Source organism: Streptomyces sp. NPDC044921, from assembly GCF_056432865.1.
The window spans coordinates 8,186-24,283 of the sequence record NZ_JBWKIF010000029.1; the positions used below are offsets into that span (position 1 = coordinate 8,186).

The following is a 16,098-nucleotide window of genomic DNA, read 5'->3' on the forward strand; positions in this document are numbered from 1 at the left end:
GGCGGTGGCAAGACCACCATCACCACCGAAGGACGCCGCCCCGGTGCCCGCGACCGTACTGATCTTCCCATCAGCCCTCGTCACCTTCCGGACCCGATGATTGTTGTAGTCAGCGATATAGAGGTCTCCCTCGCCGTCGACCGCCACGGAGAAGGGGGCGTTGAGCCGTGCGGCGGTGGCAAGACCACCATCACCACCGAAGGACGCCGCCCCGGTGCCCGCGACCGTACTGATCTTCCCATCAGCCCTCGTCACCTTCCGGACCCTGTGGTTCCCGGAATCGGCGATGTAGAGATCGCCCACGCTGTCCACCGCCACCGCTCGAGGGTAGTTCAGCTGAGCCGATACAGCAGGGCCGCCGTCACCACCGAAGGCCGCGACGCCGGTACCCGCGACCGTGCTGATCTGCCCGTCAGTCGTCACCTTCCGGACCCTGTGGTTCCCGCTATCGGCGATGTAGAGGGTGCCGGCGCTGTCCACCGCCACTCCATTCGGGAGGTTCACCTGGGCCGCAACAGCTAGCTCTTTCTCCCCCTTGGGTGCCCCCGCCACCCCGGTCCCGACGACCGTGCTGATCTGAGGACCGGATTGCTTTTCACCCGTGGCTGCCGTGGTGGCAGTGCTCATGGTCATCCCTTCACCGATTCGACCGCCGGAACCGACGACCGTGCTCCACCTGCAATTGACTGCGCGAGCGTTGAGCCGTCACTGCCCCTTCCGGCGGCTCATTGCCGGAAAATGGCGACGAGACACCGCACCGCATCGGCAGCCCACCCCGCCGACGCCCGGACACGAGCACCCGGCGGTCTGCGGCACAGAGCTCGCCCGTCACGACGGCCCCGCCGAGAAGCGGGCCAGCCACGTACAAGGGCACCAGGCCAGTCGAGTGAAGGCCTCGATCCCCCCGGCCCTCGAGACGAAGCTCGAGGGCCGGGCGATGGCGGAGCCTCACCAGTTCCGGCGGCTGACCCGTGACCGCCTACTCGGAGCGGCGCCGCGCTGTTCCCCTCGCCCGGTATGGCGAGCGATCAGCTGGACACCGCGTAACCGGCCGCCGGCTGGCCGAACATCTGGGCGATGTGCCAGACGGCATGGTCCGAACCGTGGAAGAACACGTCCAGGCGTCCGTGTCCATCAGCCTCGACGACGGGTTCACCACCGATGTTCTGCGCGATCTGCTCATGGCCACTCCAGTCGGCACCGTTGGCGACGCTCTGCTCACTGGCCCACAGGTGGCCACCGCCCCAGTAGAAGACGACCAGCCGGGCGTCGGCGGCCCGGGCGACGGCCGGCTTGCCGGTCAGGGTGCCACCGAGGCTGCTCAGCGTGGCCCACCCGTCGTAGTCGTCGGTCTGCGGCAGATGCCACAGGGCGTCGTCGGTACCCTGGAAGAACACCTCCAGACGCCCGTCGGCGTTCACGCCGACGACGGGGTCGCCGCCGATGTCGCGCGCGATGCTCCGAGGACTCGCGAAGGTGCTGTTGGGTTCATGCTGGCGGACAACCCAGAGATGGCCGTCGGTGCTGCGGAAGAAGACCTGCAGACGGCCACGCGCGTCTGTCGCCACCGCTGGATCGCCCGACAGGGAGCCACCCAGGCGAGCCGGGCCGGTCCAGTTGCCGTAACCGGACTTGGCGGTCTCCCACACGTGCCACAGAGCGCTGTCCGTGCCCCGGAAGAACGCCGCCGGGCGGCCGTCGGCATGCAGCCCGGGGACCGGGTTGCCCCCGATGCCGGCAGCCAGCGTCGCCCCCCGACCGTAGCCACCGTTGATGACCGTCTGCCACGGATGCTCGAGATCACCCTGCCTGTCCTTGAAGAACACTGCGATGCGCCGCGCTGCCGTCCGCAACACGTGCGGATCCCCGGACAAAGTGGCCTCCCCCACCTTCTTCCACTCCGACCAGCCACCCCACGTCTGCTGATGCGCGGTCAGCAGCCCATCGCCATCTCGCCCCCGAATGAACACCTCCAGGCGGCCGTCCGAAGAGGGCGCCACCGCCGGATTACCCGTCAGCTGACCGCCGAGCGAAGACACCGACCCCCAGGACATACCCGGCGTCGAAGGAACTGCCATGGTTCCCCCTTCCATTCGACCCTGACACTCCCCGCAGGTCGGTCACCTCCCGCATCAGGACAACTACCCTCCGCATTCGATGTCAGACTTGCATCCAGCTCCATGACGGAGCGTCAGCGAAAAGGCGCAAGCCGGGGCGACCTTCAACACACCCCCGCACTGCGCCCCCACCCATGAGCCAGCTGAGTCTCCTCCGGGGCATCGCTGGGCGCCGTCGTGGTGATCGTCTTCGGCGTCACGGTGTTCGGCCCGGTGTCGCTGTCCGTCGCCGCGTTCGCGGTCGCGCTCGGCGCACTGCTGCTCGTCTACACAACCGCCCGCACCGGCGGCCGGATCACCTCCGCACGGCTGGTCCTGTCCGGAGTGGCCGTCGCCGCGGTACTGACCGCCGTACTGGATCTGCTGCTGCTCACCACCGATCGGGGCAACGAGGCCCGCGCGTCCTCGCCTGGACCCTCGGCGGCCTCGGCGGCGTCAACTGGGGCACCCTGTGGCTGCCCAGCGCCGCCCTGCTGGTTGGCATCGCCGTCCTCATGGTGCAGGCCCTCAACCTGAACCTCCTCCTCGCCGGCGAGGAGGCCGCCACGACCATGGGTCTGGATGTGGCCCGCTTCCGCGCCCGCATGTTCGTCCTGCTCTCCCTCGTCACCGGCGTTCTCGTGGCGGCGTGCGGGCCGATCGGCTTCGTCGGGCTGACGCTGCCGCACATCGTCCGCCTGGCCGTCGGCGGCGACCACCGCCGCGTCCTGCCCACGGCCGCGCTCAGCGGCGCGGTCTTCCTCATCTGGGCCGACATCGCCGCACGCGTCATCGCCGCCCCCATGGAGATCCCCGTCGGGGTGCTCACGGCCCTGTGTGGCGGCCCGTTCTTCCTGTGGCTGATGCGCCGCGACGCACGGCAGACCACCGACCGGGGAGGGGCATGACCGCCACCGAACTCGTCATCGACGGCATCACCCTCACCTCCGGCGCACACCGCCTGGTCGAGGACGTCTCCCTGACCGCACGCCCAGGTGAGGTCATCGACGTCGTCGGCCCCAACGGCAGCGGCAAATCCAGCCTGCTGCGCGCCGTCTACCGCGTCCTGCGCCCCGCGACCGGCCATGTCAGGGTCGACGGCACCGACGCCTGGTCGCTGGCCGTGCGGCAACTGGCCCGAACCGTTGCGGCGGTGGTCCAGGAGCCGGGCGCCGACTTCGACCTGACCGTGCGCGAGGTCGTCGCGATGGGCCGCACCCCGCACAAACGGCTGCTGGACGGGGACACCACCCAGCACTCCGACCTGATCGAGAGGGCCCTGAATGCGGTGGACGCCACCGACCTGACCCACCGTCCCTTCAACCAGCTCTCCGGCGGCGAACGCCAACGCGTCCTCATCGCCCGCTCGCTGGCCCAGCAACCATCCCTGCTCGTCCTGGACGAGCCCACCAACCACCTCGACATCCGGCACCAGCTGGACATCCTGAACACACTGCGCCGCCTGCCGGCCACGGTGCTCCTCGCCCTGCACGACCTCAACCTGGCCGCCTACTACTGCGACCGCCTCTACGTCCTGCGCGACGGCACGGTCACCGCCTCCGGCCCGCCCGCCGAGGTTCTCACGCCCCGGCTACTGGACGAGGTCTACGGCGTGACAGGAGAGGTCACCATCCATCCACGCACGGGCGCACCCCAGGTGACCTTCCTCCCCGGCGAGCCACACCCGGCTGCCTCGGCCAGAGCGGATCAACCCTTGTCGTGACAGCTGGATGTCGCGGTCGAGATCGGTGATCACGGAGCGGTGACTACTTCTGCTCCAAACTCCCCTCGCGGCAAGCGCGCTCGCCCCGCAGTACGGCTCCAGCCTGGGCGTCTTCCGCTACGTGGGCAGGACACGAGCGCCTGGCCGCACAGCTTCCGCCGCTTGCGCATCCGATGGGAGCGACGCGGCGACATCCACGAAGCCTTCCTGGGCCCGGCCAGCCTGCCTCATCACCGACCGCCACGTCCAACGCCTTTGCCAGGAGCTGTACGTCCGGTACCCCCACCGCGGGGTGAGCGCGGGGAAAGCCACACCTGCGCCCCACTGCCGGCCTGCCTCGCTTGCGGACCGCCCGCCGAGCCGCTTCGCGACCACGTAGGCTCCCGACGTATGCATGTGGTCGCCGTTCTCGCACTCGACGGAGTGTCAGCCCTCGATCTGGCCATCCCCTGCCAGGTGTTCGCGATACCCCTAGGCGATGACGGAACCCCGGCCTACGAGGTGCGGGTCTGTGTCGATCGCACGGTGACGGCGACGGCCGGCCCGGTCGAGCCGTTCCGAGTCTCCTCCTCGTACGGCTGGGACGACGTCCTGGGCGCGGGGACGGTTGTCGTACCCGGCATCCCACACGACCAGGTCCCGTCTCCAAGGGCGCTCCGCCTGTTACGAGCGGCGGCGGCCGGCGGAGCCCGCATCGCCTCCATCTGTACAGGAGCCTTCGCCCTGGCCCATGCCGGGCTCCTGGAGGGACGCCGCGCGACCACCCACTGGCGATTCGCCGACGCGCTCGCAGAGCAGTTTCCCAACACGCGGGTGGACCCGTCCGTGCTCTACGTGGACGAGGGCCGGATCCTCACCTCGGCCGGGATCGCCGCCGGACTTGACCTGTGCCTGCACATGATTCGCCACGACCACGGTGCGGCGGTTGCAGCGAAGGCCGCGCGCACGCTGGTGATGCCGCCCCAGCGAACGGGAGGACAGGCGCAGTACATCGAGTACCGGGCGCCCGAGGAGGACACCACCGACCTCGGTGACACCCTGCAGTGGATGCGCAGCAAGCTCGGCGAACCACTGAGCCTGGCCGACATCGCCGCACACGCGATGATGAGCCGCCGCAGCCTGGCCCGGCACTTCCGCGCCCAGACCGGGACCACGCCGCTGCGCTGGCTGCTCGCGCAGCGCGTCCAGCGCGCCCGGGAACTCCTGGAGACGACGGCGCTGCCGCTGACCCGGGTGGCCGAGGAGTGCGGGTTCGGCTCCGTCGAGACGCTGCGCCACCACTTCGCACGGCAGGTCGGGACCACACCGTCCGCCTACCGGGCGGCCTTCCGCGTCTGAGCGGCCGGGGGGGGGGAGGGACGTCAGGCGCACGGAGGTTGGCCGCATCTTGCGCACCAGCGGCACGCGTGCCCGTTTCGTGGGTCCCGGGCCGCCGGAAGACTGGGCGTGTTCCCACGTCCCGGCGGCCTCGGACACCACGCCGCCACGTCTGACGGAGGCCCCATGTCCGCCCGCACCGGCACCACTTGGCGATCTCAAGCCTCTCCCCCGCGCTCGCGCCCGCTGCGCGTCCACACCGTCCTGTACGACGGCGTCGAGGAACAGGACTTCGCCGGTCACGTGGAGGTGCTCGGCATCGCCGGCGAAAAGCTCGTCACGCAGTCCTTCGTCCATGCCGAGGGCCCCCGGCGCGTGACGACGTCCGCCGGTATGGAAATCGTGTGCCGGGACGCCTGGTCGCCCCGCTCGGCGGACGTGATCATCGTGCCCGGCGCGGGGTACGGAGACGGCTCCGGACTCCAACGGGAGATCCGGCGGGGCGTCCTGCCCCGGGCCCTCGCGGCGACCCCCAGAAAGGGCCTCGTCCTCGGCGCCGTGTGTACGGGCACCATGCTGCTGTCGGCAGCGGGCCTGACCGCCGGGCGCCGCTGCACCACCCACCACATCGCCCAAGAGGAATTGCGCCGGGACGGCGGGCACGTGGTCGGCGGCAGGGTCGTCGACGACGGCGACCTCGTCACCTGCGGGGGCGTGACCTCGGGCATCGACCTCGGAATCCGGCTCCTGGAGCGGTTCTTCGGCCCCGACACGGCCTTGTTCGCCGAGGAGGTCCTGGAATACGAACGCCGGGGCATCGTCAACACCCGCTGACGGCTACGCCTTTACCCCCTCAGCCCGCCCTCCCCCGGCCACTCCGCCACGCTGACGCGGAATCCCACTCTCCTCTCACGAACGGCTGCGCCATGACCACATACGGCATTCTCCTCTTCGACACCGCCGAGGAACTCGACGTCTGCGGCCCCTGGGAGGTCTTCACCACCTCCGCGGCACTGCGCGACGGCGCCGACACCGTTGTGCTGCTCGCCGAGAACACCGGCCCAGTACGTTGCGCCAACGGCATGCGGGTCCTGCCGGACCACGCACTCGACCGCCACCCGCCCTTGAACGTGCTGCTCGTCCCCGGTGGGTCCGGGGCCCGGAAGGCCGAACCGCGCAGCCCCCGAGTCACGCAGTGGATCGCCGACCGGGCCGAGCAGGCCGACTGGGTCGTCGGCGTCTGCACGGGCGCCTTCCTCCTCCACGCCGCCGGCCCGGCCCGCGGCCGCCGCGTGGCCACCCACTGGCGGTACGAGGAGGCACTGGCGGCCCGTGGGGACGTGACCGTCCTGTCCGATCCCCGATACGTCGTGGACGGCAACCTCCTGACCAGCCAGGGTGTGTCCGCCGGAATCGACAGCGCCCTCTGGCTCGTCGGGCACCTGCACGGCCGGGACCACGCGCGCGCCGTACGGCGTGAGCTCCAGTACGACCCCGCACCCCCCTACCTCGCCGACGAGCCCCTCGCCCGCTGAGGACCTGCCCGCCTTTTCGCCGACCACCCAGAAAGAGACGATCCGTGAAGCGACGCACCCTCCTGCGCACCGCGACCGCCCTCGGAGCCGCCGGCATCGCCACCGGCGTCCCCACGCACAGCTCCGCCGCAGCACCACTCCGACACGAGAGTGCCGACTCCCTGCGCGTGCACGTCGTGCTCTTCGAGGGCGTGGAGGAACTCGACCTCGCGGCCCCCTATGAGGTGTTCGCCGCGTCCGACTACTTCACCGACCGCGCCGTCGAGGTCCGCTACGTGGCCCTCGACGGCCCTCGCACCGTCACCGCCGCCTACGGCACCCGCCTGCGCGCCGACCACGCCTGGGCCCCCGAAGAAGCCGACCTCCTGGTCGTTCCCGGCGGCGGCTACGCCCGCCGTGAGGACCCCGGCGTCTGGGCCGAGATCCAGCGGGGCGCCCTGCCCCGGGCGCTGGCGCGGGCCCCCCGGCCGGGGCTCATCATCAGCGCCCTGTGCACCGGCGTGATGCTCCTGTCCGCCGCCGGCCTCACCAACGGCCGGCCCTGCACCACCCACCACCGGGCCAAGGCCGACCTGGAACGACAGGGCGGGATCCTGAAGAACGCCCGCGTCGTCGACGACGGTGACCTGGTCACCGCCGGAGGCGTCACCTCCGGCCTGGACCTCGCACTCAGGCTGGTCCACCGGGAACTCGGCGTCGACGCCGCGCTCGGTTTGGAGAGCATGCTTGAGTACGAGACCCGCGGCACAGTCTGGACCTCGCAGCGGAACAACTCCTAACCCGGCACCGGCCCGGCTCAGACCGTCGCATGCCGATGGCCCTCGACGCGACGACATCGGCTGAACTCGGTGCCGGGCTCAGCTCCGTCTGATCGTTCACAAGCTGCTCAGCGGTGGCGTCGACAGGCCAGTCCGGCCGTGGTGATCGCGCACCGGCGTCACCGAAGCGGACATCGACCGCTGCTGGCAGCCCTTCCTCCGGATCACTCGGTGGATCCGCCGCTGAGCAGGGAAGGTTCACGCAGGGTTGGGCCACTGCAATCGCCCTCTGACAGCCGACGGCAGGCGGCTCTGTACGGGCACACGCGCATGTCGGTTCACGGTGCGCCGGGCACCAGTCCGACCCGGTAGGCGAGGACGACGGCCTGGACGCGGTCGCGCAGGCCGAGTTTCGCCAGAATGCGCGACACGTAGGTCTTGACGGTCTCGGGCGTGATGAACATCGACGCGGCGATCTCCGCGTATGACAGCCCCTCGGCGATCAGTGGGAGCACTTCCAGTTCGCGGGGGGGGGGCAGCGCACGCACGAGGTCTTGTCTGGCCGGCCGGGAGGTGTCGGCCGGCCGCAGATGCTGGGCGAAGTGGCCGACGAGGTGGCGGGTTTCGGCGGGTGCCAGCAGGGCCTCACCCCGGGCGACGGTCCGGATGCCGTTGACCAGCTCCGCCGGAGGACGGGCGGGAGCCCGGCTGCGCTGCGCTGGTACCTGGACCCGCGGCAGCAGGCCGCCCCCGGCCTGTCCCGGCCGCTGTTCGTCGATGCCGGCTCTTTGCCGTCTCTGGCAGGCCGCGGAGTTCGGTCTCCATCGCTGGGGCCCCGAACAGTACGGTGCTGTCGAGTTGAACTCGGGGGCCCTGACGGTTTCCGCGAACCGCAGCAGCCGGGGCCGGCTGACCGTCGGCCAGACTTCCCGGGGACAGCGCTCTACCAGGTTGGTGACGGAAAAGCGGCCGGTCGTCGGTGCCGTCGGTGGATCGACTGTCGGCGACGGTCTGTTCGCGCAGCCTCCGGAAGCCGGCCACGTCCTGTTCGGTGAACAGGACGTCGAGCACGGTGTGACCGTCTTCCCGGAAGGCCTCGACGGCTCGTGCGACGTCCTCGGGACCGTCGAGCGGATGGAGGATCACGGGTCTTCCACACTCCTTGTGTCTCCTGCCGTCCCGGCCCGTTCGTCCGCTGCCGCTCTCCGGTGCGCCGCCGTGCGCAGCGCCTGTACCCAGAGGGGGTACATCCGGTTCTCCCATTCGCGGGCGACGCCGAAGAGTCGGTTGGCGTGTTGCGGCCACGGTGTCATGGCATGCTCCTGGCCGGTCCCGTGTCCGGCGGCGAGGCGTCTTCCCGGGGCTCGGCGGGCGCGGGGTGGTCCGCGGCGGTGGTCCGCAGGCCGAGCCGGCGGACGAGGCCGCGGACGGTTCGTCCGGGCGATTCCCTCGCTCAGGTCGGCGGCCAGGAATGCTGCTGCGCCGGCCCATCTGCCTGACCAGTCGCGGCGCCTGCAATCCGTCCCGCAGGCCAACAGGCATCGAGCCCGCCCGTCGCCGTCATCGTCGTCGTAGCCTTCTGCCAGGCTCCGCCGACGGGCGGCGCTGTCCAATGCCCTGCGCTGGGCCCGCGAGGCGGCCGGCGCCGAGGGGCTGCCCGCCGATCAGGTAGGTGCTGAGATCCCGCGGGAGCAGCATGGGACGTAGGTGGTGCCGTGCCCGGTGTGGCCCGGGGCCGCCGCACTGGGTGGCGGCGCGGGGCCGCCAGCCCGCGCGGCTGACACACCTCCGTTCACCGTCAGGCCGCTGCTCTTCTGTTCTTCCAGACCTCCCGCATCACGATGGTGAAGAACTCGAAGTAGGTGCGCTGAACGTTCAACCCGAACTCCTGGGTGTCGGGGTGCCTTTCGCGGAGGCGGTTGATCGGGACGTTCATCGCGGCGTGGTGCTCGATGTGCAGGTTGTTTCCGTTGGTGAACCAGGTTGTCAGCCAACTGCCGGTTATGGAACGGGTGTTGCGCAACACGTCGACGCTGTCGGTGTCGCACAGGATGTGCTCGGGCAGTTCCACCAGGAAGTGCATCGGCATCGCCACGAGGAAGGGCAGCAGCCACAGGCGCATCACCAGCGACCCACCACCGACGGCGGAGACCGTCACGAGGAGCGCGAGGAAGATTCCGAACCACCGGTACTCGGCGATGATCGCCTTGCGACTCTTCGGGGAGATCTGCCCCATGTCGTACTGCCAGCGGCCCGGCACGCACTGGGCGATGTCACGTCCCACGCCCACCAGGCGGCTCACGTCGAACAGCCCCTTGGCCAGGGCACCCAGGGTGAGCGGCTTGCGTGTGTCGAAGCCGAAGAACTCCGTGTCCTGCGGGGTCCCCAGGTAGCGGTGGTGCTGCAGATGACGTACGCGGTAGTGGCTGTAGGACACCAGCATGGGCGTGCCCAGCGGCACGCCGACGATGCGGTGCATGCGCGAACCGCGGAACGCCGAGTGGTGCAGGCACTGGTGCTGCAGTTCCACCGCGTGGGTGTACGCCGCTCCCAGGAGGACCACGCCGGCCGCGGTCGCCACGTACGAGGACTGAACGGCGAGCGCGATCCCGGCCGCTGTCAGCACGGCGAGCACGCACAACTTGCCGATGAAGACGGCCTCGTCCTTGGCGCGAACGGGTGCCCGCTGGAACAGCGCTTGTGGGGAGGCCAGGGTTTGGGACATCGGAAATTACCCCCTGTGTCTGGTGCTCATCGTGAGTTGGTTGGTGATCAGGGCAGCAGGACAGAGCGAGGCCACCCCCTGAAGGGGGTGTCGGGCCTCGCTGTGTCAGCGACTAGACGCGGGCGCCCAGGGTGGTCGAGCGCTGCACTCCCTTGAGCAGCAGCACGGTGGCCAGCAGCGACATCACGGCCATCGAGGCCATCGCCCAGGCCACCGCGTCCACCCCGGCGAACAGTTGGGCGAGACCGCCGGCCAACGCGGCCCCCAGGCCCTGTGCCACCATCAGGCCGGTGCTGAACAGGCCGAACGCCTGGCCGCGCGTGTCCTCGTGGGTCTGGCCCACGAGCCGTTCCTGCAACGGCAGCAGCGCCGCGCATCCGAAGGCGGACAGCGCCACCAGTACCGCCGCGACAGGTACCGGCGGCGACAGGGGGAACAGCAGGAACGGCACCCCCAGGAGCACGCACAGCGGCAGGATCAGGCGGTCCCGCAACGCCAAGGGGACGAAGCGTCCGACCACGATGTCACCGGCGAGCATGCCGCCCGCGCCGGCCGCGAGCAGAAATCCGGCGTGGTCCCTGGCGTAGGGGATGAACAGTGCTTCGCATCCCGTGACGAGGCCGTTGGGCAGCCACATCATCAGGTAGAGGGGCCGGACGACGGGCGAGGTGAGCAGCTCGCGGTTGATACGGCGGCTGCGCTCGACCGTCTTTCCCGCGGCGCGCGGCGGGCGGTCCGGGAGCCCGAGCCGCGCGGTGAGGCCGGCGGTGACGCCGACCGCCGCCGCGATGCCGAACAGCCAGGACGGCGACACCACGGCGAGCAGCACGGCGCCGATGCCGTTGCCGATGATCTGCATGCCGCCGACCGTGATGTTCATCGTGGCGCGCGCCAGCACGAACGCGTCCTTCGGCACGATGTCGGACAGCAGCGCGATGACGGCCCCCGATGTCGCGGCCATCGCCACGTAGCCGCCCGCGAGGATCAGGAACCGCAGCCACCAGCCCAGACCCGGCAGTGTCTGCAACACGGCCGTCGTCGTGGACACGCTCGCCATGAAGATCATCGCGGTGCGCGGACGCATCAGGTCCGAGGTGGCCAGGAGATAGCGCGCGGCGACGAGTTGGACGAGCGGTCCGCCGAAGAGCGAGATCGCCGTCAGGAACGGCGATCCCGTCTGCTGGTACATCACGGTGCCGAGCGCCAGGCTGGAGAGCACGACACCCGTCATCGCGAACAGGCGGACCACGAACAGGGCCCGGAACTCACGGATCCCGAAGATCTCGCGGTAGGTCGTCATGTGGCGGGCAGCTTCTCGACACGAGCGCGCCACAGGTCGACCTGACGCGCCACGCACTCCGGCGAGGTACCGCCGAGACTGCGGCGCGAGGTCACCGAGTCCTCCACCCCGAGCACCGCGAACACGTCCGCATTGATGCGGGAATCAACCTCCTGCATCTCCTTCAGCGGCAACTCGTCCAGACTGCATGCCCGTTCGTCCGCCAGGCGTACCAGCCGGCCCGTGATGTGGTGGGCCTCCCGGAACGGCATGCCCAGCTCGCGCGTCAGCCAGTCGGCGAGGTCGGTGGCCGTCGCGTGGCCGGCGCCGGCCGCCGCCCGCATCTCCGCCGCGCGGGCCTTCAGGTCCCCGATCATGCCGATCATCGCCTTCAGACACAGCTCGAAGGTGTCGGCACCGTCGAAGGTCCGTTCCTTGTCCTCCTGCATGTCCTTGGAGAACGTCAGGGGCAGCGCCTTCATGACCGTCAGCAGCCCGAACAAGGAGCCGTGCACCCTGCCGGTCTTGCCCCGGACCAGCTCGGCGGCGTCGGGATTCCGCTTCTGCGGCATGATGGACGAGCCGGTCGTCCAGGCGTCCGACAGTTCGATGAAGCCGAACTGCGGCGACATCCACAGCACGATCTCCTCGGCCAGGCGCGACAGATGCGTCATGCACATCGAGGCGGCCGAGAGGTACTCCAGGGCGAAGTCCCGGTCCGAGACCGCGTCCAGGGAGTTGGCCATCGGCCGGGCGAACCCCAGCAGCTCCGCGGTGCGTTCGCGGTCGATCGGGAAGGACGTCCCGGCCAGCGCCGCCGCACCCAGCGGAGACTCGTTCAGGCGCTCGCGGCAGTCCCGCAGCCGTCCGTAGTCGCGGCCGAACATCTCGACGTACGCCATCAGGTGGTGGCCGAAGGACACCGGCTGAGCGCTCTGCAGATGGGTGTAGCCGGGCAGGATGGTCGCCGTGTGCTGTCCGGCCTGTTCGACCAGGACCGCGATGAGCTGCTGGACCAGATCCAGTGCGCGGTCGTTGGCGTCGCGCACCCAGAGGCGGAAGCTCGTGGCGACCTGGTCGTTGCGGCTGCGGGCCGTGTGCAGGCGCCCGGCCGCGGCGCCGATCAGCTCGCGGAGCCTGGACTCGATGTTCATGTGGATGTCTTCGAGCTCCGCCGAGAACGTGAAGTTCCCGGAGGTGATCTCGGCCCGGATCACCTCCAGGCCGTCCTTGATGGCCGTGGCGTCCGCCTCGGAGATGATGTCCTGCTCACAGAGCATCGTGACATGGGCGACCGAGCCGTCGATGTCCTGCATGGCCATCCGCTGGTCGAAGCCGATGGAGGCGTTGATCTGCTCCATCACCTCGGACATGCCCTCGCCGAAACGGCCCCTGATCAATCCGTTGCCCTTGCTCGCCTGGTCGTTCACGTGCTGCGCCGCCTTTCTGGGGTGAAGAGAGAAGATCTGTGACGTCGAACCTGCGGCACGCTATCCGACATCGATGTGGACCCCCGACACGACCTCGCGGCACAGTTCGATCGCCCGGGCGGCGGTCGGGGCCGTGGTCAGCACGTAGCCGACCCGGGTGTGGGAGTCCCGTATCCGCGGGATCCGGTCCCCCACCTTCAACGGAAGATGGAACTTGAGGACACCGGGCAGCCCCTGCCACCGCTGAGCCCCGCTGATCGCGGTGACCCTCCCCGGAGGTGGCGCGAAGAAGCGGATCGCGGCGGCACCGGCGATGGTGGGCACCGGTGCCTGCGGCCTGGTGCCGTCGAGGGACCACTGGACCAGCAGGTCGAGCAGATCGTGCCCTGTGGCCTGCCTGACGAGTGTCGGGATCGAGTCTCCGCCGACCCTGGTGTGCGTCTCGATGACCTCGGGGCCGGACGGTGTCAGGCGCAGTTCCGTATGGCTGCAGCCGTCCGTGATTCCCATGACGTCGAGGAACTCGGAGACGTACGCCACGACAGCCGTCGAGTCCGCGGGGTCGAGCGGCGCCGGGACGACGTGACCGATCTCCACGAAGGGGTTGTCCGGATCGTCATCGTGAGTGAACTTGCCCGTGATCGCCAGCACGTGGTGTTCGCCGGCACAGCTGAACGCCTCGACCGAGAACTCCGGACCGCGCAGGAACGGCTCCGCGATGTACTCGTCGTCGGTCAAGGGCGGTATGACCACGTCCTCGGCGCGGTGGAAACACGACACATGCTCGCTTCCCCTGCCGTGACGAGGCTTCACGATCACCGGGTAGCCGTGCTCGGCCGCGAAGTCCCGGATGTCGTCGACATCCCGCACGACCGTGCAGGGTACGGCGGAGAACGCCTTGTCCAGCAGCCACGCCCGCATGGCGAACTTGTCGCGGGTTCGGCCGACCACCTCGGGGGAAAGGCCCGGAACCCCGAGTGCCTCCGCGATCCGCGCCGCGGGCATCAGCCCGTGCTCCGTCAGGGACAGCACCGCGCTGAACGGCGTCTCGCGGTGGAGCGCCGACAACACCGGGATCAGCGACGGATCGTCGTAGTCGGTCAGGACGCTGCGTCTCGCGGTCGCGACCAGCGCCTCGTCGTATCCCGTCGGCGTGTCCACGAGCGTGATGTCGGCACCGAGCAGACGCACACGGTCGCACAGCCCGGGACCGCCGCCCACGACGACGACCTGCTTTGCATTCTTCATCACGGTGTCCGAACGTAGGTTTCCAGGTCGGTCAGCGACTCACCGCGCAGCATGGAGTATCCGGTACGCCGGTTCACCGAAAAGGGTTCCGCGCCGGGGACGACTCCGCTCGTGTCGTCGTGCGCGTGCAGCACCTCGACGCTCTCGGGCGGTGTGAGGGCGGAGCGCTCGTCGAACGTGAAGCGGATGGCGTGCCAGACGTCCCGCGGTGCGCGCGGTACCACCTTCCAGTCCAGACCCGCTCGCGCGTGCAGGTACGCGTCCTCGAGGGAGAAGCCGTGCTGCAGTTCGACGAGTTCGGGCACATGGTCTCCCGCGGGCCGGGCGGCGGCTTCGATGACGCTGACGCGGTCGGGAGTCATCTTGAACTCCACGTGCATCACGCCCTGCGCCATGCCCCAGCCGGAGGCAATGCGTCCGATCGCCTCCAGCAGCTCTCGTTCGTGCCGCGCCGGCAGGTCGCCGCCCGAGACGTGCCCGATCTCGTAGCACGCCGGAAGCGGTGACAGGTACTTTCGCGTCAACGCGTGCGCGACCACCTTGCCGCCCTGCACGACGCATTCGAGGCTGAATTCGGGCCCCTCCACGAACTCCTCGACGAGGGCTCCGGCGCTGAACGCGTAGTTGGTCAGCCGGGACGTCTTGAAGGCCGACATCTTCGCGAGTGTCTCCTCCACCTCGGCCCGCGAGTCGCACTTCCGCACGAACAGACTCATGGCCATGTCGACCGGTTTGACGATCACCGGGAAGGCGACGTTCTCCCAGTCGACCGCCAGGCTGTCCTCGGCGGAGGACAGCCTGGCGATCGTCCGCGGCTGCGGCACCCGTAGCTCTTCGAACACCTCACGCATGAGGGCCTTGTTCCGGGAGGCGCGCATCGTGTCGACGTCGTTGTGATACAGCCCCAGTTCCCGTGCCAGGACGTCCGCCGCGATGACCGCGAACTCGTTGCCCGCGGCCACCGCGTCGAACCGCCGCTTCCCGATCTGCGACAACAGTTCTCCGGGTGAGTCCGACAGCGCCGGCACTCTGATCCACTCGTGCAGTGTGGTGAGGCCGTCCCCTACCGTCGAACTCTCGATCGTCACGATCGTCAGCTGCCAGCCCTCACGGTCACAGACCGCGGCAACGCGTGCAAGTGACCATTCGGCGACCGGGTGGAGCAGCAGAACATGCATGTTGTTCACGCACCTTCGGAGGCGTCGAGCGAGGCGAAGTACCGCTCGAATCCCACCATCTCCCTGCACCGCCGCACCACTTCGCGCCTGTAGTACTTCCCGTACAGGTCGGCTTCGTCCGTCCTGCAGTACGACGGCAGCAGTACGGTCCGCGGGCGGTCACTCGTGTTGGGACCGCTGAAGTGGGGGGCGAGGGAGTGGAACACCAGGACGTCACCGGCGTTCAGCGCGGGGAATTCGATGGTCGACGCGTCGAGCTGCGCGGGGTCGAAATCGCCTTCCGGGTTGTCCGCGGGGCCGGGGAGCAGCTGCTGGTGGCTGCCACGATAGAACCCGATTCCGCCCGAGCGCTCGTCGCTGGGGAAGAGGTTGATGACCACCGTGCAGAGGGTGTCCGGACCCTTGTCGAGCCACTTCCAGTACAGGAAGTCCTGGTGGGCGGCGTAACCCTGCACTCCCGGCTGCTTCTGGATCAGCTTGGCCTTGAGGAGCTTCGCGGGGCCGCCGAGGATGACAGCGAGCGCGTCCAGCAGGGCCGGGCGCGTGGCGGCCGCGTTCAGCGGCGGCGAGATGTCGAGGACCGGGTCGAGACGGTCGAAGACGTACGCGCCGTCGGGTCCGCGCCGGAACTCGGTGCGCAGGTTGAGGTCGTCGTCCAGCCCGTCGAGCCTCCAGAGACGGTCGCACTCGCGCCGCAGACCCTCGACTTCGTCCTCTGCGAACACGCCGGTCAGGACGGTGTAGCCGTCCTTCCAGTACTGCTCGGTCTTCTCCGCCAGATCCGCCGTCGCGAGCAACGCTGGACCTCC

13 protein-coding genes and 2 pseudogenes are annotated in these 16,098 nt (G+C 69.5%); 6 read left to right on the forward strand and 9 right to left on the reverse strand.

The features are described from left to right. Nucleotides 1-627, reverse strand: a 627-nt coding sequence (locus AC07DA_RS32710; RefSeq protein ID WP_479131863.1) for an NHL domain-containing protein, incomplete at its 3' end; no start/stop codon positions are given. Nucleotides 628-1,028: 401 nt separating this feature from the next. Beyond that, on the reverse strand, nt 1,029-2,078 hold the full coding sequence (locus AC07DA_RS32715) for a PLL family lectin (RefSeq protein WP_479131864.1): 1,050 nt from the start codon (nt 2,076-2,078) through the stop codon (nt 1,029-1,031). A 186-nt stretch (nt 2,079-2,264) separates the two neighbouring features. On the opposite strand from AC07DA_RS32715, the pseudogene AC07DA_RS32720 reads away from it, so the two are divergent. From AC07DA_RS32720 to AC07DA_RS32745, 6 genes and pseudogenes are all read left to right on the forward strand, one after another. Then, nucleotides 2,265-3,004 (forward strand): annotated as a pseudogene (locus AC07DA_RS32720) (FecCD family ABC transporter permease); the annotation flags it as partial. Further along, complete coding sequence (locus AC07DA_RS32725) at nt 3,001-3,819, forward strand: ABC transporter ATP-binding protein (RefSeq protein ID WP_479131865.1); 819 nt, start codon at nt 3,001-3,003, stop codon at nt 3,817-3,819. The pseudogene AC07DA_RS32720 and the gene AC07DA_RS32725, both read left to right, overlap by 4 nt. A 390-nt stretch (nt 3,820-4,209) precedes the next feature. After that, nucleotides 4,210-5,157: a GlxA family transcriptional regulator gene (locus AC07DA_RS32730; protein WP_479131866.1), complete on the forward strand. Its 948-nt coding sequence runs from the start codon at nt 4,210-4,212 to the stop codon at nt 5,155-5,157. Nucleotides 5,158-5,322: 165 nt separating this feature from the next. Further along, nucleotides 5,323-5,970 carry a DJ-1/PfpI family protein gene (locus tag AC07DA_RS32735; protein ID WP_479131868.1) on the forward strand — a complete coding sequence of 216 codons (648 nt, stop codon included), beginning with the start codon at nt 5,323-5,325 and terminating at the stop codon, nt 5,968-5,970. Between the two features lie 92 nt (nt 5,971-6,062). Continuing rightward, on the forward strand, nt 6,063-6,671 hold the full coding sequence (locus AC07DA_RS32740) for a DJ-1/PfpI family protein (RefSeq protein ID WP_479131869.1): 609 nt from the start codon (nt 6,063-6,065) through the stop codon (nt 6,669-6,671). Nucleotides 6,672-6,715: 44 nt separating this feature from the next. Next, nucleotides 6,716-7,450 carry a DJ-1/PfpI family protein gene (locus AC07DA_RS32745; protein ID WP_479131870.1) on the forward strand — a complete coding sequence of 245 codons (735 nt, stop codon included), beginning with the start codon at nt 6,716-6,718 and terminating at the stop codon, nt 7,448-7,450. A 317-nt stretch (nt 7,451-7,767) separates the two neighbouring features. Here AC07DA_RS32745 and AC07DA_RS32750 read toward each other — a convergent pair. The 7 genes and pseudogenes from AC07DA_RS32750 to AC07DA_RS32780 all read right to left on the reverse strand — a co-directional run. Beyond that, a pseudogene (locus AC07DA_RS32750) lies at nt 7,768-8,121 on the reverse strand (response regulator transcription factor); the annotation flags it as partial. Between the two features lie 1,106 nt (nt 8,122-9,227). Then, nucleotides 9,228-10,154, reverse strand: a complete 927-nt coding sequence (locus tag AC07DA_RS32755; RefSeq protein ID WP_479131871.1) for a fatty acid desaturase family protein — start codon at nt 10,152-10,154, stop codon at nt 9,228-9,230. A gap of 112 nt (nt 10,155-10,266) precedes the next feature. Continuing rightward, nucleotides 10,267-11,454, reverse strand: coding sequence for an MFS transporter (locus AC07DA_RS32760; protein WP_479131872.1), 1,188 nt, complete (start codon nt 11,452-11,454; stop codon nt 10,267-10,269). Next, the gene (gene argH, locus AC07DA_RS32765) at nt 11,451-12,863 is read right to left on the reverse strand and encodes an argininosuccinate lyase (protein ID WP_479131873.1); all 1,413 of its coding nucleotides are present in this window, start codon (nt 12,861-12,863) and stop codon (nt 11,451-11,453) included. Before argH ends, AC07DA_RS32760 begins: the two co-directional genes overlap by 4 nt. A 60-nt stretch (nt 12,864-12,923) precedes the next feature. Further along, nucleotides 12,924-14,111 carry an ATP-grasp domain-containing protein gene (locus AC07DA_RS32770; RefSeq protein ID WP_479131939.1) on the reverse strand — a complete coding sequence of 396 codons (1,188 nt, stop codon included), beginning with the start codon at nt 14,109-14,111 and terminating at the stop codon, nt 12,924-12,926. Then, on the reverse strand, nt 14,111-15,358 hold the full coding sequence (locus AC07DA_RS32775) for an ATP-grasp domain-containing protein (protein ID WP_479131874.1): 1,248 nt from the start codon (nt 15,356-15,358) through the stop codon (nt 14,111-14,113). Before AC07DA_RS32775 ends, AC07DA_RS32770 begins: the two co-directional genes overlap by 1 nt. Then, nucleotides 15,295-16,086 (reverse strand): phytanoyl-CoA dioxygenase family protein, encoded by a 792-nt coding sequence (locus tag AC07DA_RS32780; RefSeq protein WP_479131875.1) that lies wholly within the window; start codon nt 16,084-16,086, stop codon nt 15,295-15,297. Before AC07DA_RS32780 ends, AC07DA_RS32775 begins: the two co-directional genes overlap by 64 nt. Nucleotides 16,087-16,098 lie beyond the last annotated feature (12 nt).